Here is a 21,236-nt window from a genome sequence, read left to right on the forward strand (position 1 = left end):
ACTTTCGAGGCGAAAAAGTGGCTGCGTGAGGACAGATTTTCGACGATTCGCCGGTCCATAGTGGTTCTATGGGCCAAGAAGCGACGGAAATATGGACCACGCAGACACTTTTGCAGCCCGGAGGATTTCTGCCGCCCACGCTCCTAGGTTGTTTCACTCGGGCTCCGGTGACTGGTTCAGCACCGCCCAGAATTGACCCAGCGTACGCACGGCGTCGAAAAACTGCGCCACGTCCACCGGCTTGATCACATAGGCGTTGGCACCCAGGTCCCAACTGCGCGCCAGGTCGCGTTCCTCGCGCGAGGACGACAGGATCACCACTGGCACGCGGCGAAACCTTTCGTCCTGGCGCATTTGGGTAAGCACCTCCAGCCCGTCCATGCGCGGCATCTTGATGTCCAGCAGCACCACCGCCGGGTCGCCGCTGCAGCGGCCATCGAAAGCGCCGCGCGCGTACAGCCAGTCCAGGCAATCCACGCCATCCTCGACGTGCACCACCGGGTTGGCCAGGTTGGCCTCCCGCAGTGCATCCATCGCCATCTCGGCATCGGCCTGGCTGTCTTCGACCAGCAGGATGGGACGCAGCAAAGCTTGTTTCATGAAGTCTCTCGTGTATGGAATGGCGTCGGCTCGGCGGCCGAAAGCGTGAAGTGGAAACGTGCCCCTTCGTCCGGCTCGCCTTCGGCCCAGGTGCGGCCACCGTGGCGCGTGATGATGCGCCGCACGTTGGCCAGGCCGATGCCGTTGCCGGGAAACTCGGAGGAGCGATGCAGCCGCTGGAACACGCCGAACAACTTGCCGGCGTACTGCATGTCGAAACCGGCGCCGTTGTCGGCGACGGTAAATTCGTGGTCGCCCTGGCGCGTGCGCCGCGTGGTGACCTGGATGTGCGCATCCTCGCGATGGCCGGTGTATTTCACCGCGTTGCCGATCAGGTTCTGCCACACGGTGCGCAGCATGTTTTCGTCGCCGATGACGATCGGCAACGGATCGATCTTCCAGGTGATGTGCCTCCCGGTGACCTCCGACTCGGCCATCGCACGCGCCTCCTCCACCAGCGATTGCATGTCCACCGGTTGCAGTCGCAGAGCGCCGCGCCCCAGCCGCGAGAACACCAGCAGGTCGTCGATCAGCTGGGCCATCCGCTTCGACGCGTCGCCGATCACGTCCAGGTAATGATGCGCGCGCTCGTCGGCCTGGTCGCCCAGGTGTTGCTCCAGCTTGCCGGCAAAACCGGCGATATGGCGCAACGGCGCACGCAGGTCGTGCGAGACGGAATAACTGAACGCCTCCAGCTCGCGATTGACGTCGGAAACCTGCGCCACCTTGCCTTCGAGCTGGCGGTTGAGGTCGTTCACCTGCTGCTCGACCAGCGCGCGCGCAGTGACGTCGCTCACCGTCAGCAGCAACGCGGGCTTGTCGTTGTCCTGCTGCAACCGGCGCGCGTTGATCACCACGTGACGTTCCACGTCGTCGACGGTGCGCTGGATCAGTTCGTAATCCCACAGCTCGCGGTCGCGTACCAGCACGTCAGTGAGCCGCTGCAGCAGCGCGCCATCGCTCCACGCACCATCGCCGATCCCGGCCAGCGGCTGCGCACGGACATCCTGCGCCACGCCGTACAACTCGCTGAAGGCCGCATTGACCAGCAGCGTGCACAGATCTTCGTCGAGCAGCGCGATCGGCTCGCGCACCGTCTGCACGATCAGGCGCGAACGTCGCACGGCCTGTTCTTCGCGCGTCTCCGCCCGCAGGCGCTTGCCGATCTGTCGTTCGGACACCACCACCACGATGACCAGCAACAGGATCTGCGCCGCCGCGGTGATGCCCAGCACCAGGCTGCTGTCGAACGATTGCTTCTGCGCATCGAGGCGCCGCTGCTCCAGGATGCCTTCCTGGCTGGCGGCCATGTGCGTGGTCAGGCTGTCGATGTTGTACAGCCGGCTGGCATCGCGCATGGAGGCATTGGCACCGGCCGCGTCACCGCGCTGATACAACAGCAAGGCCTGGTCCATCAGCGCCAGCCGTCCCGCCACGGCGGCGGCCAGCGAGGTCACCAGCCGCTGTTGTCCGGCGTTGTCGCTGGTTCGCTCGCGCAGGGATTCCAGCAATTGCGGCACGTCGTGGTCGGCACGTTGCGCGCGGGCCAATTCGGTCGCGGTGTGTTCACCGCCGATCAATCGGTGGATCGCCGCCTCGCTGTCGCGCACCACATAGGCGATGCGGTAGACCAGCGCGCTGGTCTCGGCCGAGCGGGTGACCTGCGCACCGGCACCCAACGCCTGTTGCGCACCGCTGCGGGTAATCATGTAGGGAAGCGCAACGATCACGAGCACGGCGAACAGCAGGCTGACGATGCGCCAGCGCAGCGCCACCACATCCCGCATCCCCCTACGGATCATCGTCGGGTCCCTCATAGGCATGACGAGGCATTCTGGCATGTTTCCGCAAGCGCGCCAGCCTGCCCCGTGTGCGCGGGATCACCGTGCCGACCCCGCGCCATGCATGGCGCGGGAGTCCGGAAACCACGATTACTGCCCGTACCGGCTCATCGACGTCGGACGCGCCGCAAGATCATGCCCCCAGCTGCGATTCGGCGTGGCCTGCATGGTGAAGTGCAGCTCGCCGCCGGCAAGGATCTCGGCGTGGTGCAGATACACCCGGTCCAGCGGCTTGCCGTTCAGCGTCACCTTGCCCACATAGGGATGCGCGGCATCAAGGTGATCGGCCACCACGGTGAAGGTATGGCCGTTGGTCAGATGGATCACCGCCTTCGGCACGAACGGTCGGCCGATCGCGTACTGGTCGCTGGCCGGTGTCACCGGGTAGAAGCCCAGCGCGGTGAAGATGTACCAGGCCGACATCTGGCCGAGGTCGTCGTTGCCGCTGAGGCCATCCGGTCGCGCGGCGTACTGGGTCTCCATGATCTGCTTCAGCCGCTCCTGCGTCTTCCACGGCTCGCCGGCGTAGTCGTACAGATAGGCGATGTGATGGCTGGGCTCGTTGCCGTGGGCGTACCAGCCGATCAGGCCGGTGATGTCTTCCACGTTCTTGAAGTGCGACGGATCGACCTTGGCGTCGAACAGTTCATCCAGCTTGGCATCGAATTTCGCATCGCCGCCCATCGCCGTGATCAGCCCGGCCACGTCCTGCGGCACGTACCACGAGTACTGCCACGCGTTGCCTTCGGTGTAATCGCTGCCGTAGCCGGCATAGGTGGGATCGAACGGCGTGCGGAACTGGCCGTTGCTGAGCTTGGCGCGCATGAAGCCGGTTTTCGGATCCCACGCGTTGCGCCAGTTGGTGGCGCGCTTGTCGAAGGTGGCGGCAATCCTGGTCTTGCCCATCGCCTTGGCCATCTGCGCCAGCGACCAGTCGTCGTAGGCATATTCCAGGGTCTTGGAGGCGGCTTCCGGCTCCTTGTCGATCGGCACGTAGCCAAGCTTCATGTAGTCGGCCAGGTCACCGTACGGGCCATAGGTGGCGCTGGCGACCATCGCCTTCATCGCGGCGTTGGCATCGAAACCGCGCACGCCCTTCAGGTACGCATCGGCAATCACCGGCACCGCGTGGTAGCCGATCATGCACCAGGTCTCCAGCCCCTGGTACGCCCACACCGGCAGGATGCCGAACGGGCTGGCCTGCTGCGCGGCGATCAGTGACTGGATGAAATCGGTGCTGAGATCCGGCCGCAGCAACACCATCAACGGCTGCTGCGCGCGATAGACGTCCCACAACGACCAGCTCGAATAGAAGTCGAAGCCCTTGGCCGTGTGCACTTCATGATCCGGCCCGCGGTATTCGCCATTGACGTCCATGCTCAGCGTGGGCGACAGCATCGCGTGGTAGAGCGCGGTGTAGAACTGGGTCCGCTGTGTCTTCGTGCCGGACACGTCGATCGACGACAGCGCCTTGTTCCACATCGCGGTGGCCTCGGCACGGCGGGCATCGAAATCCCAGCCCTTGCCGTCCTGGTCGAGGTTGGCGATCGCGTTCGCCTCGCTTACCGACGATATGGACACCTTCACCACCAGCGGCGACTTCAGCTTGCCGAAGTCGAACACGCCTTCCAGCGCGCGGCCGTTCTCGGCATCGTGGTCCTGCGGCTGGTTGCCTGGGCCCTTGAAACCCTTGTAGACCACGTTCGTCTCGCGGTCGTACAGCGTGCGCGAGACCATCGGCTGGTTGAAGCGCATCGCGAAGCAGAGCTGCCGCCCCGGCGCCCAGCCGCGAGTGGTGCGGCAACCGCTGACGGTGCCGTCCGGGCGCACGCGCAGGCGCGCCCACAGCACCTTGCCCGGGTAGTCGTAGATGCTGGGGCGCAGGTCGAGCAGCACATGCGCCGGCTTGTCCTTGGGAAAGGTGTAGCGATGCCAGCCCACGCGACGCCCGGCGGTCAGCTCGGCACGCACGCCGTAATCCGCCAGCGTCACTGCGTAATAGCCGGCGTGCTCCACTTCGGTGGCATGGCTGAAGCGCGAGCGGTAACCGCTGCCCGGCTTGGTCGGGTCACCCGGGTCCAGCTTCACGTCGCCGGCAATCGGCATCACCAGCACGTCGCCCATGTCCGAATGACCGGAACCGGAGAAATGCGTGTGCGAGAAGCCCATGATGGTCGGGTCGCCATACTGGTAACCCGCGGCCCACTTGTAGGCATGCTTGAAATCCGGCATCGCGGTATCCGGCGACAACTGGATCATGCCGAACGGCACCGTGGCGCCGGGAAAGGTATGGCCATCGCCACCGGTACCGATGCTCGGATCGACCGAGCCGGCATGCCCGGGCGCGGCGGCGGACGCCAGCGCCGGCCACAGGCCGACCGCGGCGGTGAGCAAGGCGGGAAGCCAGAAGCGGGATGGACGACGGGTCATCGGGATTCCTCGGTTGCGGGCCAGCCGGCCATTTGGATCGTTATAAATGCAGCAAGCTAGCACCCACCGGCAAAGCCTGCATGCTGCACTGCAGCTATCACGAATCTCCCGCAATCGGCAAGATTCGGTTACATTTGGATCGTTACAAACCGGGGAACATCCACGATGGGAAGCACTCCGCAGGTTCGACGCAAGGTCACCCTGAGCGATATCGCGGCTGGCTGCAATGTCTCGCGCGCCACCGTGTCGCTGGTGTTGCGGGGCAGTCCGCTGGTGAACAAACACACGCGAGCGCGGGTGGAAGAGGAACTGCGCCGCCAAGGGTACGTCTACAACCGCGCCGCCGCCAATCTGCGCCGCCGCACGTCATCCAGTATCGCGCTGGTGCTCAACGACCTGGCCAACCCGTTCTTCGCCGAATTCGCCGCCGGCGTGGACGAAGCGGTCGCCGGCGCCGGCTTCGTCACGTTGCTGGGCAGCACCGCCGAATCGCCCGCGCGCGAAGAGGCCGTGCTCGGCTCGCTGGTGGAACACGGTCCGGGCGGCATCATCCTGTCGCCGGCCGAAGGCAGCGATGCACGCAAGGTACTGGCGGCGGTGGGCAGCCACATGCCGCTGCTGCTGTTCAACTGCGAGCTGGACGGCAGCGTGCCCGAGATCGCCCACTGGGACACGCTGGCGCTGGACAACCAGCGCGGCGCGCAAATGGCCACCGAGCACCTGATCGCACTAGGCCACAAGCGCATCGCCTTCTTCGGCGGCCATCGCGACTCCAGCTCGTGCCGCCAGCGCCGCGAGGGCTATCGACAGGCGATGCACGCGGCCGGACTGCGCGTGGAATCGCACTGGATGGTCGAAAGCGCGCCCACCCGCCTGGACGCCGCCCGCCAGACCGCGGCGCTGTTCGCCGGCAAGACCTCGCCCACCGCGGCGGTCTGCTACAACGACGCCGTGGCGCTGGGCCTGATGCTGGGCCTGTACCAGCACGGTCGCCGCCCCGGCCATGATTTCGCGATCACCGGCTTCGACGATATCGCCGAAGCACAGGTGAGCATGCCGCCGCTCACCACGCTGTCCACCGTGCCGCGCGAACGCGGCAAGCAAGCCGCCGCGCTGCTGATGCAGCGTCTGCAACATCCCGACACGCCCGTCGGCCACACCATTGCACCGGTGAAGCTGGTCGTGCGCGAAAGCAGCTGCCCACCACCCGCCGCCTGATTCCAGGGAGAATCCGCATGGCCTTCACTGCACCGCCTGCCAGCCAGTCCACGCCCGCCCCCGGCGGAGGCCAGCGCTATACCGACTTCCCGATGGCCCTGGGCGTGATCACCACGGTGTTCTTCATGTGGGGTCTGCTGACCGCACTGAACGACATCCTGATTCCGCACCTCAAATCGACATTCCAGCTCGATTACGCCCAGGTGATGCTGGTGCAGTCGACCTTCTTCGGCGCGTACTTCCTGATGGCGCTGCCGGCCGGCAAGCTGGTCGCCCGGCTGGGCTACAAGAACGGCGTGGTGGCGGGACTGGCCATCGCCGGCATCGGCGCGCTCGGCTTCTGGCCCGCCGCGGCGCTGCATCTGTACGACGCATTCCTCGGCGCGCTGTTCGTGCTCGCCACCGGCATCACCGTGCTGCAGGTGGCCGCCAATCCATACGTATCCCTGCTCGGCCCGGAGCGCACCAGCTCCAGCCGCCTCACCCTGGCGCAAGCGCTGAACTCGCTGGGTACCGCGCTGGCGCTGTGGTTCGGCGGCAAGCTGATCCTGTCGGCGGTGGTGAAAAGCCCTGACGACATCGCGCACATGGCCGGCGCCGACCAGCTCGCCTACCAGGCGCAGCAGGCGCATGCCGTGCAGGGGCCGTATATCGGCCTGGCCATCGTGCTGTTCCTGCTGGCCGTGTTCGTGTGGCTGTTCCGCCTCCCCGCCCTGCGCGAAGCCACCGACCAGGCCGACGTGGGCCACCACACCTATGCCGACGTGCTGCGTCATCCGCACGTGCTGTTCGGCGTGCTCGGCATTTTCTTCTACGTCGGCGCGGAAGTGTCGATCGGCAGCGCCATGGTGAACTACCTGGCGATGCCGGACATCGGCCACATCAGCGAGCAGCAGGCGGCCTACTACACCTCGTTCTACTGGGGCGGCGCGATGGTCGGGCGCTTCCTCGGTTCGTGGCTGATGGCGTTCCTGTCGCCACGCAAGCTGCTGAGTGTCTTTGCGGTGATCAACGCGCTGCTGGTGCTCACCACCATGAGCACCCACGGCAACGTGGCGATGTTCAGCATCATCATCATCGGGCTGTTCAACTCGATCATGTTCCCGACCATCTTCGCACTCGGCATCGAGCGACTCGGGCCGATGACCAGCAAGGCGTCGAGCCTGTTGATCATGGCCATCGTGGGCGGCGCGGTGATCCCGTACCTGCTCGGCGTACTGGCCGACCACATCGGCCTGCAGCACGCCTTCGTGCTGCCGCTGCTGTGCTACGCCTACATCGTGTTCTATGGCGTGTCGGGTTCGAAGATCCGCACGCCAACGCCTGCCGCGGCGCCCACCACGGAGGCATCCGTCTGACATGAGATCCATCCTCTGTTTTGGTGAAGCACTGATCGATTTCCATGCCGAAGGCACGGATGGCCACGGCTACCCGCGCGCCTTCGTACCCTTCGCCGGCGGCGCCCCGGCCAACGTGGCGGTGGCGGTGGCGCGCCTGGGTGGGCAAGCCCGTTTCGCCGGCATGCTCGGCAGCGACCTGTTCGGCGACCTGCTGCTGGACAGCCTGCATCGCGCCGGCGTGGGTGTGGACGACGTGGTGCGCACCGATGAAGCCAATACCGCACTGGCCTTCGTGGCACTGGACGCACGTGGCGAGCGCAGCTTCAGCTTCTACCGGCCACCCTCGGCCGACCTGCTGTTCCGGCCGCGCCATTTCCGCGCCGAAGCCTTCGCCGATACCGCGATCTTCCACGTCTGCTCCAACAGCATGACCGACCCGGCCCTGGCCGAAGCCACCCGCGAAGGCATGCGCCGCGCTCGCGCCGCCGGCGCGCTGGTCAGCTTCGACCTCAACCTGCGCCCTGCGCTGTGGCCGGCCGGTGCCGATGCGCATCCCACGCTGTGGGATGCATTGACCCTGGCCGACCTGGTGAAACTCAGCGCCGAGGAATTCGCCTACCTCGCCACCGATGGCGAAGCCGCCGTGCTCGAACGCCTGTGGCAGGGCCACACGCGGCTGCTGGTGGTGACCGACGGCGACGCCTCGCTGCGCTGGTTCGCACCGGATGCGGATGGCGAGCTGCCGGCCTACCGCGTGCCTGCGGTCGACACCACCGCCGCCGGCGATGCCTTCGTCGGCAGCCTGCTGTACCGACTCGCCGTGCAGGCGATCAATCCCAACGAATTGCCCGCCCTGGTTGCCGAGCTGCCGCGGCTGCATTCCACGCTGCGCTTCGCCGCTGCCGCCGGTGCACTCACCGTGACGCGCCAGGGTTCGTTCACCGCGATGCCCGACGACGCCGAAGTCCAGGCCTTCATGGAAACTCACTCTTGAATCAGCCACTCATGAATTCGCCACGCATGCCCCCCCACCTTCCCGCCGAACCGCTGCCCGACTTCCGCTCGGCCGATGTCCTGCGTCAGCACATCGCCGACACCATGGCGTTCTATCACCCGCACGTCATCGATCCGGCCGGCGGCTATTTCCAGTACTTCAAGGACGACGGCGCGATCTACGATCGCAGCCATCGCCACCTGGTCAGCAGCACGCGCTTCGTCTTCAACTACGCGATGGCCGCGATGGAATTCGGCGGCGACGCGACCTTGCAGCGCGACTACCTCGACGCCACCCGCCACGGCTTGCGCTACCTGCGCGAAACGCACCGCAACCCGCAAACCGGCGGCTACACCTGGACGATTCGCGACGGCCAGCCGGAAGATCGCACCAACCACGCCTACGGCGTCGCCTTCGTGCTGCTGGCCTACGCCACCGCGCGCAAGGCCGGCTTCGACGAAGCCGTGCCGTGGATGGACGAAACCTGGAATCTGCTCGAACAGCGTTTCTGGGACGCCGACGCCGGCCTGTATCGCGACGAGGCCGACGCGAACTGGCACTTCAGCGACTACCGCGGCCAGAACGCCAACATGCACATGTGCGAAGCGATGCTCGCCGCATGGCAGGCCAGCCACGAGGAACGCTACCTCGACCGTGCCCTGCTGCTGGCCGACCACATGACCCGTCGCCAGGCCGCCAAGGCCGGCGGACTGGTGTGGGAACACTACGACCTGCAATGGAACATCGACCCGGACTACAACAAGGACGACCCGCGCAACCTGTTCCGTCCCTGGGGTTTCCAGCCCGGCCACCAGACCGAGTGGGCCAAGCTGCTGATGATCCTGCAGCGCGAACTGCCCGTTGCCGGACGCCAGGCGCCGGAGTGGCTGCTGCCCACCGCGCGCCATTTGTTCGACGCCGCCGTCGAACACGCCTGGGACAACGAGCACGGTGGCCTGTGCTACGGCTTCGCCCCCGACGGCAGCGTCTGCGACGGCGACAAGTATTTCTGGGTGCAGGCCGAATCGCTGGCTGCCGCCGGCCTGCTGCACGCGGCCAGTGGCGAGTCCGCCTACGACGCGTGGTACGGCAAGCTGTGGGCCTACGCGTGGCAGCACCTGGTCGACCATCGTTACGGCGCCTGGTATCGCATCCTCACCCAGGACAACCGCAAGTACGACGACGAGAAAAGCCCCGCCGGCAAGACCGACTACCACACCATGGGCGCCTGCCACGAAATGCTGGCGTTGATCCGGAGTGGCGGCAAGCCCTGAAATCTCGACGCCACCTGTAGGAGCGCACCCTGTGCGCGAGGCTCTTCGTCACATGACGGAAAGCTTCGCGCACAGGGTGCGCTCCTACAACCGGCTACGCAGTGACATCGCCTCGACCCTTCCCGTGGCACGCTGCACGACATGCCCACGTCACCCGCCCTACCCGTCTTCACCATCGGCCACTCGACCCGCCCGATCGAGGACTTCCTCGCCCTGCTGGCCGAAAACAGCGTGGAAGAAATCGTGGACGTGCGACGCCTGCCCGGTTCGCGCCGCCATCCGCAGTACGACCAGGACACGCTGCGCGAAACCCTGGCCGCACACGGCATCGGCTATCGGCACATCGCCACGCTGGGTGGCCGGCGCGGCGGCCGCACGGCTGAGTCGCGCAACACCTGGTGGGAACATCCCGCCTTTCGCCGTTACGCCGACTACGCGCTCACCGCAGCTTTCCGCGAAGGTCTGGCCGAACTGCTGGCCTGCTCGGCCAGGCGCCGCTGTGCGGTGATGTGCGCCGAAGCGGTGTGGTGGCGCTGCCACCGCCGCATCGTCACCGATTACCTGCTGCATGCAGGCCGCGAGGTGTGGCACATCCTCGGCCCGCATCACGCCGAACACGCCGCGATGACGCCGGCGGCGCAAGCATGTGGCGAAGGCTTGATCTACCCGGGATTGATCTCTCCCGACCACTCCATCCGCGAGGAACCTGCCATGGCACGCACATACCAGGTCGGCGACCACGTCAGCTGGAACTCCGAAGCCGGTCGCGTACGCGGCACCATCACCAAGGTGCACACCAGTGACGTGAACTGGAAGGGCTATACCCACCACGCCAGCAAAGACGATCCGCAGTACGAAATCCGCAGCGACAAGACCGACCATGTGGCACTGCACAAGGGCAAGCCGCTGCGCAAGCTGAAGACGCCGGCACCGCCGCGGGACGACTGATTCCCGACGCACCAGCGACTGGTCCCCGCTCCTCCCCCTGCAAGCAGGGGGAGGCTGGGAGGGGGTTCACGGCGTACCTCGACGCCCACGGTCAAGAGCACCCCACCCCAACCCTCCCCTGCCACCTTGCAGGGGAGGGAGCACGAGCGCCGATGGTCCGCTGGTGCCTCCGTATGCCCGCCGCATGCAGGCACTCCAGCCATGAATACGTATGCAAGCGCTGGTTGTTGCACCGCGATACGGCCTAGCCTAGGGCGGACACCCGCGAACGCGGCCACCGAAGCCTGACAAGCTCCCAGGAGACGACCGTTGAAGCCGACCGCCGCAACCCGCCATCGGACGCTTTCGTGTTGACCGAACCCGGCGCCACACGCGCCAAGCCCGAGCTGTCGTTCCGGCAAATCTGGAACATGTGCTTCGGCTTCCTCGGCATCCAGTTCGGCTTCGCGCTGCAGACGGCCGACGTCAGCCGCATCTTCCAGACCCTGGGCGCGTCGCTGGAACAGATTCCGGTGCTGTGGATCGCCGCGCCGCTGACCGGCCTGATCGTGCAGCCGATCATCGGCCACTGCTCCGACCGCACCTGGACGCGCCTGGGTCGCCGCCGCCCGTACTTCCTTGCCGGCGCGGTGCTTGCCACCGTGGCGCTGTTTTGGATGCCGAATGCCGGCGTGCTGTGGATGGCGGCGGTGCTGCTGTGGCTGATGGACGCCACCTTCAACGTGGCGATGGAACCGTTCCGCGCCTTCGTCGCCGACCAGCTGCCGGAGCGCCAGCGCCCGCGCGGTTACCTGCTGCAGAGTTTCTTCATCGGCGTGGGCGCGGTGATCGCCTCGATGCTGCCGTGGCTGCTGGCGCACATGGGCGTCAGCAACGTGGCGCCGGACGGCGGCATCCCCGACACCGTGAAGTATGCGTTCTACGCCGGCGGCGTGGCGTTGCTGGGTGCGGTGTTGTGGACGGTGTTCACCACGCGCGAGTATCCGCCGGAACAGCTGCAGGCCTTCGATCCCGTACCCGACAACAGCGCGCTGCCCGACCTGCGCGGCATCTGGCGCAATGGCGCCGCGTGGTTGCTGGCCGGCGTGCTCGGCGCGTTGCTGATCGCGCACTTCCAACTGCGCCAGGAGATGTACCTGCTCGCCGGCGGCCTGGTGGTCTACGGCCTGTTGCTGATCGGCTACGAAGCAACGCTGACATTACGTCCGGTGCTGGCGCAAAAGCGCGGCATGCTCGGCCACGTGCTGGGCGACCTGCACGTGATGCCCGTGGCGATGCGCCAACTGGCCTGGGTGCAACTGTTCTCGTGGTTCGCGATGTTCGCGATGTGGATCTACACCACCGCCACTGTGACCCAGGTGCAGTTCGGCACCACCGACCCGCATTCGGCGCTGTACAACGAGGGCGCCAACTGGGTCGGCGTGCTGTCCGCCGCCTACAACGGCTGCGCCGCGCTGGCGGCGTTTATCATCCCGCTGATGGTGCGGCGCTGGGGCTTGCGCGTCAGTCACCTGGTCAACCTGTGGCTGGGCGGCGCGGGCTTGCTGGCGTTCCTGTTCATCCGCGACCCGAACTGGTTGCTGCTGCCGATGCTGGGCGTGGGCTTTGCCTGGGCATCGATCCTGTCGCTGCCGTACGCGATGCTGTCGGACAACCTGCCCGCCGCCAAGATGGGCGTCTATATGGGCATCTTCAATTTCTTCATCGTGATCCCGCAGTTGATCGCGGCCAGCGTACTGGGTGGATTACTGAAGCTGTTCTTCCATGGCCAGCCGGTATGGGCGTTGGTGCTGGGCGGCGCCAGTCTGGTCGCTGCCGGGCTATTCACGCTTCGGGTGCAGCCAACCGAGCGTACTGGCACGTAGGAGCGCACCCTGTGCGCGAATGCCTTTGACAGGGGATTGCGCAAGTCTTCCGCGAGGGCCTTTCGCGCACAAGGTGCGCTCCTACGGGAGCGTATGAAGGTCCGCGACAGGTCATGAATCCGACAGTTTCGGCGCGTCATTCGACACGTCCCGCCGATGTTTGCGAACGCCGCCGTTCCTACGATAAGTCCATCGCGCAGCAGCCACCGCGCATGCTCATGACAGGAACCACGACATGACGATCGATCTCGATCGACCCTATCCGCTGTCGCCGCAGCAGATCGCCGACTATCGGCGCGACGGCTTCATCAAGCTCAAGGACGTGTTCAACGCCGACGAGCTGCGCCATTACGGCGAGGAGATCACCCGCCTCACCATCGCGCTGAACACACAGACGAAACCGCTGGAAGAACGCAGCACGTACGATCGCGCCTTCCTGCAGGTGATGAATCTGTGGGAGGAAAGCGACACCGTGCGCGAGTTCGTGTTCGGCAAGCGCCTCGCCGGGCTCGCCGCGGCGCTCATGCAAGTGGACGGCGTGCGGCTGTACCACGACCAGTCGCTGTACAAGGAACCGGCTGGCGGCATCACGCCGGCCCACGCCGACCAGTATTACTGGCCGGTGGCCAGCGATCGCACCATCACCGCGTGGGTGCCGCTGCAGGCGGCGCCGCAGGACATGGGGCCGCTGGCGTTTTTCGCCGGCAGCCAGCACGTGGAATTCGGCCGCGACCTGGGCATTTCCGACGAGAGCGAACACGCGATCACCGCGAACATGGAAGCGCACGGCTTCCGCGTGGTGGACGAACCGTTCGCGCTGGGCGAGGTGAGTTTCCATTCGGGCTGGACCTTCCATCGCGCCGGCCCCAACCGCTCCGCCCAGCCGCGCGCGGTGATGACGGTGATCTACATGGATCGCGACATGCGCCTGAAGGCGCCGGACAACCACATGCAGCAGGCTGACTGGGAACGCTGGTGCCCCGGCGCGGAAGTGGATGCGGTGATCGATACGCCCAAAAACCCGGTGCTGTTCGAGTTCTCGACATGACGCCTGATGTCGTCCGCGGCCCGGCGATCATCACCGACGGTCAGGGCCGCTTCGGCATCGAGACGATCGAGGTCGACCCGCCGGGCCCGGGCGAGGTGCGCGTGCTGATCAGCGCCGCCGGCGTCTGCCATACCGACCACGCCTCGCTGCGCTGGCCCGGCCCGCTGGTGCTGGGCCACGAAGGCGCGGGTTACGTGGAAGCCCTCGGCGACGGCGTGGAAGGGCTGCAAATCGCGCAACCCGTGCTGCTGAACTGGGCGATCCCCTGCGGCACCTGCCCGCAGTGCGCACGCGGCGCCGCCTCGCTGTGCGAACGCACCCACGAACTGGACGTGGCACGCCTCGGCACCAGCCGCGCCCACCCCGGCAGCACGCGCTGGCGCGGGCAGCCGATCGAACGCTCCTTCCACCTCGGCACCTTCTCGCGCTATGCGCTGGTACGTGCCGAAGCGGTGACGCCGTTGCCGCCCAACCTGTCCGTGGATATCGCCTGCATCATGGGCTGCGCGGTGATGACTGGCGTGGGTTCGGCCGTGAACGTGGCGGCCGTCGCCCCCGGCGATTCGGTGGCCGTGCTCGGCTGCGGCGGCGTGGGGCTCAATGTGATCCAGGGCGCGCGGATCGCCGGTGCGCGCACCATCATCGCGATCGACCGCGTACCGGCACGCCTCGACCGCGCGCGCGAACTCGGCGCCACCCACACCATGCTGGCAGGCGATGGCGACACCGGACACGCCCAGCTCGTCACCGATGTGCGCACGCTCACCGACGGCCGCGGCGTGGACCACGCCTTCGAGGCCACCGGCCTGCCCGCGCTGGCCTTCCTGCCGCTGCAACTCGCGCGCAACGGCGGCAACGCCTTGCAGGTGAGCGGCGCGCACGGCCCGGCCACGCTGCAGCTCACCGACCTGTTCTGGAACAAGCGCTACCTCGCGCCGTTGTACGGCGGCTGCGTTCCCTCGCGCGACTTCCCGCGCCTGTTCGACTGGGTCGCACAAGGCAGGCTCGAACTCGCCGGACTGATCAGCCATCGCTATCCGATGGAAGCGCTGGATGAAGCCTTCGACGACATGCTGGAGGGACGCAGCAGCAAGGGCGTGTTGCGCATCGCATGAACGAATCCGGAGCCATGTCCAGCGTCCACGTATCTCTCCGAGTCCGGGTAGGAGCGCACCCTGTGCGCGAATGCTCTTGGTTGGGTACCGTGAAAAGCCTCTCGCGCACAGGCTGCGCTCCTGTGAAAGCAGGTCAGGTGAGGCGCCCATGAGCGAGGACACCTTTCGCACGCTCGAGTCATCCGATCCATCCATCGCGCCGGACGGACTCCGCTTCGCCACCGTCAAGAGCAAGGCGCTGGGACGACGGGCCGATGTCACCCTGTTCGTGCCGCCTGCGGCGCGCGGCGTGGTCGACGTGCCGATCGTGGTGCTGCTGCACGGCGTTTACGGATCGCACTGGGCGTGGGCGTTGAAGGGTGCGGCACATCTCACCACCGCGCGCCTGATCGACGAAGGTGCGCTGCCACCAGTGGCGCTGCTGATGCCCTCGGATGGCTTGTCGGGCGACGGCGCAGGCTATGTCGCCCACACGGATGAAGACAGCGAACGCTGGATCATCGACGAAGTGCCCGCGCTCGCACGCGAGGTGATCGATGGCTGCACTTCGCGCTCGCCGCTGCTGCTGGCGGGCCTGAGCATGGGCGGCTTCGGTGCGCTGCGACTGGCCGGCAAGTATCCACGGCGCCTCACCGCCGCCGCCGCACTGTCGGCGGTAACCCGTGCCGGGCAATTCGACGCCTTGATCGAGGAGCGCCGCGACGGCTGGAGCGCGGCGCCCGCGGATCGCAGCGTGCTGGCTGCGCTTGCCGGTGCCGGCGACACGCTGCCACCGCTGCGCATCGACTGCGGCCTCGACGACCCCTACCTGGAAAGCAACCGCGAACTGCACGCCGCACTGCAACGTGCCGGCATCGCGCACCATTACGCCGAGAGCGCCGGTGGCCACGACTGGCGCTACTGGACGACCACGCTGGAAAGCACGTTGCGCTTCTTCGGCGCTGTGCTGCACGCAACCGAGGACGACGCATGAACCTCGCACGACCGCTGCTCACCCTGCTCGCCGCCAGCCTGCTGGCCATGACCGCGATGCCTGCGCCCGCCGCATCGCAAACAACCACTGCACCGCCGGCAACCACCCAGGCTGGCAGCCAGGTGTTCTACCAGATCTTCTTCCGCAGTTTCCGCGACTCCAACGGCGACCGCATCGGCGACCTCAAGGGGCTGACCTCCAAACTCGGCTACATCAAGCATCTCGGTGCCACCACAATCCTGCTCACGCCGCTGCAGCCCTCGCCGTACTACCACAACTATTTCGCCACCGCGTTCAAGGCCATCGACCCGGCCTACGGCACCATGGCCGATTATTTCGCCTTCATTCGTGCGGCCCATGCGCAAGGCCTGAAGGTGTATCTGGACGAGGAATTCCAGTACGTCGCCGAAGGCAATCCGTGGTGGCGCAAATCGATCTGCAAACCGCACGCGAAATACGCCGACTACCTGCTGTGGAAAGACGCCAGTCACTGCGTCGCCGAGCCCTTCATGGGCCGCGCAAAATGGCTGAGCTACACCGGCAAGTCCTACGGCATCGCCATGGTCAACCTCGACAACCCGGCGGTGAAAGCGTATTTCCAGAAGCTGCTGCTGTTCTGGGCCGATCCGCATGGCGACGGCAGCGGCCACGACGGCGTGGACGGCTTTCGCCTCGACCACATGATGGACGACCTCGATCACAAGGGGCTGGACAAGGACCTGTTCGCGCACTTCTGGGCACCGATCATCCACGCCCTGAAAGCACGCCGGCCGGATCTCGGCATCCTCGCCGAGCAGGCCGATTGGGGTTACGGCACGAAGTGGTTGACGCAAGGCCATGTCAACATGGTGTTCGCCTTCCCGTTGCGCGGCGCGCTGCTTTCGCTCGACAAGCAGGCCATCGTCAAGGCCATCCGCGCCACCGATGCCGCCACGCCAGCGGGCAAACATCAGGTGATCTTCCTGGAAAACCACGACGTCGACCGCTCCATGTCGCTGTTCCACGACGACCAGGCCAAGGCGCGCGCTGCCGCCGCGATCGAGCTGATGCTCAAGGGCGACCCGCTGATCTATTACGGACAGGAACTGGGCATGCGCGGCATGCAGCCGAAGAACTTCGGCAAATCCGGCGGCATCCCGCTGTCCGACGGCATCGGCATTCCCGTGCGCGAGGCGTTCCGCTGGCAGGCAAACCTGCAAGCCCCCGGTTCGGCGATCTGGTACGAAGGCAGCAAGCCGTGGTGGCCGGACCGCTACAACCGCTCGAACGACGGCGTCTCGCTGCAGGAAGAAAAGGCCCGGCCGGATTCGCTCTACCACTGGTACCGCAAGCTGCTGGCATTGCGCCAGGCGCGAGCGGAACTGCGCGAAGGCAGCCAGCGCATCCTGTGCGACGACAACACCACGGTGCTGTGCATCCTGCGCGAAGACGGCTCGCAGCGCACGCTGCTGCTGGTCAATCTGGGCAAGACCGATGCAAAACCACGGCTCGACCCGAAGCTCACCCGCGCCACCACGTGGACGGATCTGCTAGGCAACCACGCCACCACATCGCCCGACGCAACACTGCAGCCCATGCAGGTTCGCATCGTGGGCACGCCGGAGTAAGCCAAGGCCGATATCCCGCCCCGCGTTTATGTAGGAGCGGATTCAGCCGCGATGCCTTTTCACCACCCGTGTCAGAAGCATCGCGGCTGAAGCCGCTCCTGCCCGAGGTTGTGGTGATGTCACTACCGGCGGAACAGCGCGAAGCGCCCGAGCAATCCCAGCGCCAGCACGGCGCTGAAGGCACCGTAGCCGTACAGCGCCGGCAACACCTGCTTCCAGATGCCGCCGCTGACGCGTCCGAATTCGTTCAACTCCGCTACCGGCACGGCTTCGAAACCGAGCGTGGCCATGTGCACGCCCAGCACCGCCGCGAGCAGCAGCACGATGATGTCGAACAGCCGACGCGGCCAGGTGCGCCGCAGGTTTTTCGGATAGCACCAGTACAACCACGCAAAAATCAGCAGCACCGGGGCCAGCAACATCAGGGCGAGATAGCGCATGCGGCGACTCCGTCGTGCGCCCGCGTCAATCTTGCGCGGCGAGCTGGTCCAGCGTGTCACGCAAGCGCTGCAACAGCGCGTCGCGCGCTGCCGCATCGGCCTGCGCCGGCGTGCTGGCCACCACGTTGCCATCCAGGCTCAGGTGGGCGCCCTGCGCGTCCGCAGCCAGCTCGGCGGCCGCGCCACCGAGCGTGCGCAGGCGCTTCTGCAGCATGCCGGCGGCCTTGGGGTCGGCAAACGGCGCCGACAGCAGCAATTCTTCGCCATCCGTTGCGAACAGGCGGAAGCGGAATTGGCCTTCATCGTCGCGGAAACTGGCGAAGCGCGGCTTGCTGTCTTTCGCCGGCGTGGCCTTGGCTGCCTTCTGCGACGGCTGGATGCGCGCCATCGAACGCAGGCCGATCGCCTCGCGCAATTCGGCCAGCAACGGCGTCGCGGTGGCACGCGCCTTTTGCGCGCCTTCATGCAGGATGTCCTCGATCGCGGCCGGCTTGGCGATCAATGCTTCGTACTGCTCGCGCATCGGTGCCACATCGGTTTCGATGCGTTCGAACAGCCGCTGCTTGGCCTCGCCCCAACCGATGCCATCAAGCAGCGACTGGCGAAACGCAGCGGTTTCGTCGGCGCTGGCGAAGGCCTGGTAAATGGTGAACAGCGCGGAATCATCCGGATTCTTCGGCTCGCCGGGTGCGCGCGAATCGGTGACGATGCGCATGATCGTCTCGCGCAAATGCTTGGCGCCACCGGCGAACAGCGGAATGGTGTTGTCGTAGCTCTTGGACATCTTGCGACCGTCCAGCCCCGGCAAGGTGGCCACCTGCTCCTCGATCTGCACTTCGGGCAGCACGAAGAATTCGCGCCCGTAGATGTGGTTGAAGCGCTGCGCGATATCGCGTGCCATCTCGATATGCTGGATCTGGTCGCGCCCCACCGGCACCTTGTGCGCATTGAACGCGAGGATGTCGGCCGCCATCAGCACCGGGTACATGTAGAGCCCCGCAGTGACCCCGGCATCGGAGTCCTCGCCAGCCTCCGTGTTCTTGTCCACCGACGCCTTGTACGCATGCGCGCGATTGAGCAGGCCCTTGGCGGTGACGCAGGTGAGGAACCAGGTGAGCTCGGGAATCTCGGGGATGTCCGACTGGCGGTAGAACGTCACCCGACCCGGATCGAGCCCGGCAGCCAGCCACGTCGCCGCGATCTCCAGCCGCGAACGCTCGATGCGCTCGGGATTGTCGCTCTTGATCAGCGCGTGGTAGTCGGCCATGAAGTAGAACGCGTCGACATCGGCGCGGCGGCTGGCCGCCACCGCCGGACGGATCGCGCCCACGTAGTTGCCCAGATGGGGCGTGCCGGTGGTGGTGATGCCGGTAAGGACTCGAGTCTGCATGCTGCGTTGCGCAAGTAAAAAGCCAGTGTACGACATCCCGCCCGACACCTCGACGGGACCGGCCACGCACGCGTTTGTCAAAAAAATCACGCTCGTGAGTCCAGGTTTCACGAACGATGATTCGTTCCATGCCCCCGCCCGTCATTCCTGCAAGGCAATTGCCGCTGTGCGAATGACGCTGAACCCTGACCCAAGCCAACCCCAGGAGAGCAACGCGATGAGTGGCAAATTCACCCTGTTCACCGGCAAGAACGGCGAGATCTACTTCAACCTCAAGGCCGGCAACGGCGAGATCATCCTCAAGAGCGAAGGCTACCGCGACAAGGGCGGTGCGCAGAACGGCATCGAGTCGGTGCGCAAGAACGCGGCCGATGCCTCCCGCTTCGAGAAGAAGACGTCCGTCAACGGCAAGTTCCACTTCAACCTGAAGGCTGCCAATCACCAGGTGATCGGCAGCAGCGAAATGTACGAAAGCGAGCGATCCCGCGACAACGGCATTGCCTCCGTGATGGCCAACGCACCCGATGCTTCCCTGGTCGAAACATAAGCGTCCACGCTCCAAGGGTTCACGCCGGAAACCGGCGTGAACCGGAGGCTTACTTCACCCCGTGCATCAAGCGGTTCACCAGCGGCGCGATCAGCAGCAGCAACACGCCCGAGCCGGCCAGCACCCAGAAGCTGAAGGTGAAGCCGGACAATGCCGCCGACGCGGTCAGCCCGTGCGCGCCGGTGATGCGGCTGGCGAACAGGCCGGACAGGTTGCCGCCCACCGCCAGCGACAGGAACCAGCCGCCCATCGCGAAGCCCACCAGTTTCGGCGGCGCCAGCTTGGTCACCATCGACAGGCCGATCGGCGACAGGCACAGCTCGCCCACCGTCTGCATCACGTAGCACATCACCAGCGGCCAGAACGGGATCAACCCGCTGGCGCCGAGCAGGCGCGACAGCGCATACACCAGGATCGCGAAACCCACCGCGTTGAAGATCAGGCCGAGGCCGAACTTGCGCGGAATCGACGGTTCGCAGTGCCGCTTGCCCAGCCAACCCCACGTCAGCGCCACCACCGGCGCCAGCACGATGATCGCCAGCGGACTGACCGACTGGAACCAGCCCACCGGGAACACCCAGCCGCCGAACATCGTGCGATCCACCAGGTTTTCGGCAAGGAAATTGAAGGTGGTGCCGAGCTGGTAATAGAACATCCAGAACAGCACGTTGAAAGCGAAGATGATCAGCATCGCCAGCACGCGATGCACCTGCACCCGCCCGTCGCGCAGCGCCTCGGCAATCAGCATGGCGGACACGCCGACGAACAGCAGCCCCAGCAGCCACTGCAGCCCGCTCGCACCAACCTTGGCCAGCAGCAGATACACCAGCGGCACCGCCACGAGCGAACCGATCGCCACCCACAGCACGCGCCAGCGGCTGGCCTGCCCCGGCGCCGGTCGTCCCACCGCACCCAACTGGCGCCGGCCGAACCAGAACCAGAACAGGCTGAGCAGCATGCCCACGCCCGCCGCCAGGAACACCAGCTTGTAGTTCTGCTGCATCGAGGTGCCGGTGAATTCCGCCGCCATCCAGCCGGTCAGCAGCGGCGCCACCAGCGCACCGGCATTGATGCCCATGTAGAACAGGGTGAAGCCGCGATCGCGGCGATCATCGTCGCGCGCGTAAAGCTGGCCCACCATCGAGGAAATGTTCGGCTTGAACAGGCCGTCGCCCACGATCACCAGCGCCAGCCCCAGCAGCAGCACCGGCTTGGTCGGCACCGCCAGCGCGAACAGGCCGGCCGCCATCACCGCCGCACCGAGCAGGATGGTGCGCTGGTAGCCGATCAGCTTGTCCGCCACCCAGCCGCCGAAGATGCCGGTGCCGTAGATCAGCGCGGTATACGAACCGAAGATCGCGCTGGCCCACGCCTGCCCCGAGGCATCGCCGTGATAGAACTGCGCCACGATGTACAGCGCCAGCGCCCAACTCACGCTGTAGAACGCGAAGCGCTCCCAGAACTCGGTCATGAACAGCATCCACAACGGACGCGGGTGGCCGAGCAGTTGCGGATAGGCTGGTGCGTTGCCAGCAGTCGTGGTGTCGTTCACGCGATCCCCTTCGGATGTTTCGCAAGGCGCAACATGTAGCACAAGAGCAAGGAG

At 66.1% G+C, this 21,236-nt stretch carries 17 protein-coding genes; 11 read left to right on the forward strand and 6 right to left on the reverse strand.

What is annotated here, in order from left to right; genetic code table 11:
• Positions 1–153: 153 nt before the first annotated feature.
• From AB7849_RS13135 to AB7849_RS13145, 3 genes are all read right to left on the reverse strand, one after another.
• Entirely contained in the window at positions 154–600 is a 447-nt protein-coding gene (locus AB7849_RS13135) for a response regulator (RefSeq protein WP_008210744.1), read from the reverse strand.
• On the reverse strand, positions 597–2,423 hold the full coding sequence (locus AB7849_RS13140) for a sensor histidine kinase (protein WP_369501142.1): 1,827 nt from the start codon (positions 2,421–2,423) through the stop codon (positions 597–599). Before AB7849_RS13140 ends, AB7849_RS13135 begins: the two co-directional genes overlap by 4 nt.
• 108 nt (positions 2,424–2,531) lie before the next feature.
• Positions 2,532–4,871 (reverse strand): GH92 family glycosyl hydrolase, encoded by a 2,340-nt coding sequence (locus tag AB7849_RS13145; protein WP_369501143.1) that lies wholly within the window; start codon positions 4,869–4,871, stop codon positions 2,532–2,534.
• Positions 4,872–5,036: 165 nt separating this feature from the next.
• On the opposite strand from AB7849_RS13145, the gene AB7849_RS13150 reads away from it, so the two are divergent.
• From AB7849_RS13150 to AB7849_RS13195, 10 genes are all read left to right on the forward strand, one after another.
• A complete protein-coding gene (locus AB7849_RS13150; RefSeq protein WP_008212997.1) occupies positions 5,037–6,089 on the forward strand; it encodes a LacI family DNA-binding transcriptional regulator in 1,053 nt (350 codons plus the stop codon).
• A 17-nt stretch (positions 6,090–6,106) separates the two neighbouring features.
• Entirely contained in the window at positions 6,107–7,447 is a 1,341-nt protein-coding gene (gene fucP / locus AB7849_RS13155; RefSeq protein ID WP_008212993.1) for an L-fucose:H+ symporter permease, read from the forward strand.
• Between the two features lies 1 nt (position 7,448).
• The gene (locus AB7849_RS13160; protein WP_147628124.1) at positions 7,449–8,423 is read left to right on the forward strand and encodes a carbohydrate kinase family protein; all 975 of its coding nucleotides are present in this window, start codon (positions 7,449–7,451) and stop codon (positions 8,421–8,423) included.
• Positions 8,424–8,449: 26 nt separating this feature from the next.
• Positions 8,450–9,697, forward strand: a complete 1,248-nt coding sequence (locus tag AB7849_RS13165; RefSeq protein WP_037100831.1) for an AGE family epimerase/isomerase — start codon at positions 8,450–8,452, stop codon at positions 9,695–9,697.
• Between the two features lie 141 nt (positions 9,698–9,838).
• Positions 9,839–10,645, forward strand: a complete 807-nt coding sequence (locus AB7849_RS13170) for an HVA1 family protein (RefSeq protein WP_008213415.1) — start codon at positions 9,839–9,841, stop codon at positions 10,643–10,645.
• Positions 10,646–11,055: 410 nt separating this feature from the next.
• Positions 11,056–12,510: an MFS transporter gene (locus AB7849_RS13175; protein WP_085990472.1), complete on the forward strand. Its 1,455-nt coding sequence runs from the start codon at positions 11,056–11,058 to the stop codon at positions 12,508–12,510.
• 235 nt (positions 12,511–12,745) lie between these two features.
• Complete coding sequence (locus AB7849_RS13180; RefSeq protein ID WP_008213418.1) at positions 12,746–13,558, forward strand: phytanoyl-CoA dioxygenase family protein; 813 nt, start codon at positions 12,746–12,748, stop codon at positions 13,556–13,558.
• Positions 13,555–14,673, forward strand: a complete 1,119-nt coding sequence (locus tag AB7849_RS13185) for a zinc-binding dehydrogenase (RefSeq protein ID WP_008213421.1) — start codon at positions 13,555–13,557, stop codon at positions 14,671–14,673. The genes AB7849_RS13180 and AB7849_RS13185 overlap by 4 nt, the downstream gene beginning before the upstream one ends.
• 148 nt (positions 14,674–14,821) lie before the next feature.
• Positions 14,822–15,646: an alpha/beta hydrolase gene (locus AB7849_RS13190; protein ID WP_008213422.1), complete on the forward strand. Its 825-nt coding sequence runs from the start codon at positions 14,822–14,824 to the stop codon at positions 15,644–15,646.
• Positions 15,643–17,253, forward strand: a complete 1,611-nt coding sequence (locus AB7849_RS13195) for an alpha-amylase family glycosyl hydrolase (RefSeq protein ID WP_008213424.1) — start codon at positions 15,643–15,645, stop codon at positions 17,251–17,253. Before AB7849_RS13190 ends, AB7849_RS13195 begins: the two co-directional genes overlap by 4 nt.
• Before the next feature lie 122 nt (positions 17,254–17,375).
• Here AB7849_RS13195 and AB7849_RS13200 read toward each other — a convergent pair whose 3' ends face one another.
• Positions 17,376–17,693, reverse strand: a complete 318-nt coding sequence (locus AB7849_RS13200) for a hypothetical protein (protein WP_008213426.1) — start codon at positions 17,691–17,693, stop codon at positions 17,376–17,378.
• A 25-nt stretch (positions 17,694–17,718) separates the two neighbouring features.
• A complete protein-coding gene (locus AB7849_RS13205; RefSeq protein WP_092704223.1) occupies positions 17,719–19,083 on the reverse strand; it encodes a tryptophan--tRNA ligase in 1,365 nt (454 codons plus the stop codon).
• 217 nt (positions 19,084–19,300) lie between these two features.
• Between AB7849_RS13205 and AB7849_RS13210 the strand changes: the two genes are divergently transcribed.
• Positions 19,301–19,630, forward strand: a complete 330-nt coding sequence (locus AB7849_RS13210) for a YegP family protein (RefSeq protein WP_008208814.1) — start codon at positions 19,301–19,303, stop codon at positions 19,628–19,630.
• A 49-nt stretch (positions 19,631–19,679) separates the two neighbouring features.
• Here AB7849_RS13210 and AB7849_RS13215 read toward each other — a convergent pair whose 3' ends face one another.
• Complete coding sequence (locus AB7849_RS13215) at positions 19,680–21,182, reverse strand: peptide MFS transporter (protein WP_008208811.1); 1,503 nt, start codon at positions 21,180–21,182, stop codon at positions 19,680–19,682.
• Positions 21,183–21,236 lie beyond the last annotated feature (54 nt).

It is taken from the genome of Rhodanobacter sp. FW021-MT20 (assembly GCF_041107475.1).
Classification (GTDB): domain Bacteria; phylum Pseudomonadota; class Gammaproteobacteria; order Xanthomonadales; family Rhodanobacteraceae; genus Rhodanobacter_A; species Rhodanobacter_A glycinis.

What these genes read in the sequence shown, in the direction of transcription:
- AB7849_RS13200 (WP_008213426.1), bottom strand. Translation starts at nt 17,693, where the DNA reads ATGCGCTATCTCGCCCTGATGTTGCTGGCCCCGGTGCTGCTGATTTTT.
- AB7849_RS13175 (WP_085990472.1), top strand. Translation starts at nt 11,056, where the DNA reads ATGTGCTTCGGCTTCCTCGGCATCCAGTTCGGCTTCGCGCTGCAGACG.
- AB7849_RS13180 (WP_008213418.1), top strand. Translation starts at nt 12,746, where the DNA reads ATGACGATCGATCTCGATCGACCCTATCCGCTGTCGCCGCAGCAGATC.
- AB7849_RS13185 (WP_008213421.1), top strand. Translation starts at nt 13,555, where the DNA reads ATGACGCCTGATGTCGTCCGCGGCCCGGCGATCATCACCGACGGTCAG.
- AB7849_RS13210 (WP_008208814.1), top strand. Translation starts at nt 19,301, where the DNA reads ATGAGTGGCAAATTCACCCTGTTCACCGGCAAGAACGGCGAGATCTAC.
- AB7849_RS13205 (WP_092704223.1), bottom strand. Translation starts at nt 19,083, where the DNA reads ATGCAGACTCGAGTCCTTACCGGCATCACCACCACCGGCACGCCCCAT.
- fucP (WP_008212993.1), top strand. Translation starts at nt 6,107, where the DNA reads ATGGCCTTCACTGCACCGCCTGCCAGCCAGTCCACGCCCGCCCCCGGC.
- AB7849_RS13160 (WP_147628124.1), top strand. Translation starts at nt 7,449, where the DNA reads ATGAGATCCATCCTCTGTTTTGGTGAAGCACTGATCGATTTCCATGCC.
- AB7849_RS13190 (WP_008213422.1), top strand. Translation starts at nt 14,822, where the DNA reads ATGAGCGAGGACACCTTTCGCACGCTCGAGTCATCCGATCCATCCATC.
- AB7849_RS13135 (WP_008210744.1), bottom strand. Translation starts at nt 600, where the DNA reads ATGAAACAAGCTTTGCTGCGTCCCATCCTGCTGGTCGAAGACAGCCAG.
- AB7849_RS13140 (WP_369501142.1), bottom strand. Translation starts at nt 2,423, where the DNA reads ATGCCTATGAGGGACCCGACGATGATCCGTAGGGGGATGCGGGATGTG.
- AB7849_RS13150 (WP_008212997.1), top strand. Translation starts at nt 5,037, where the DNA reads ATGGGAAGCACTCCGCAGGTTCGACGCAAGGTCACCCTGAGCGATATC.
- AB7849_RS13165 (WP_037100831.1), top strand. Translation starts at nt 8,450, where the DNA reads ATGCCCCCCCACCTTCCCGCCGAACCGCTGCCCGACTTCCGCTCGGCC.
- AB7849_RS13195 (WP_008213424.1), top strand. Translation starts at nt 15,643, where the DNA reads ATGAACCTCGCACGACCGCTGCTCACCCTGCTCGCCGCCAGCCTGCTG.
- AB7849_RS13145 (WP_369501143.1), bottom strand. Translation starts at nt 4,871, where the DNA reads ATGACCCGTCGTCCATCCCGCTTCTGGCTTCCCGCCTTGCTCACCGCC.
- AB7849_RS13170 (WP_008213415.1), top strand. Translation starts at nt 9,839, where the DNA reads ATGCCCACGTCACCCGCCCTACCCGTCTTCACCATCGGCCACTCGACC.